1 pseudogene is annotated in these 209 nt (G+C 36.8%); it reads right to left on the bottom strand.

Annotated features, from left to right (window positions below):
• Window positions 1-209, bottom strand: a pseudogene (locus FC90_RS09305) (hypothetical protein); the annotation flags it as partial.

Raw genomic sequence — 209 nt, 5'->3', positions numbered from 1 at the left:
ATATTTTGCGTTAACCATTCTGTCATTAATGATTGGTTCGTATAGTAACCGTAGTATGCAATTAACGACATCTTTTTCATTAATGCTGTATCTGTATTGGCAACTGAGTACCCAGGATTATCACCCATGTTAATTGGTACACCCAATTGAATACAGAAGGCTGTCTCTCCGTTAACTCGTTTTCCAAACCAACCTAAACCTTCTTGATA

It is taken from the genome of Latilactobacillus graminis DSM 20719, from assembly GCF_001436415.1.
GTDB lineage: Bacteria > Bacillota > Bacilli > Lactobacillales > Lactobacillaceae > Latilactobacillus > Latilactobacillus graminis.
Note: the sequence above shows the minus strand (reverse complement) of the source record. Positions and strands in the feature narration are given on the sequence as shown.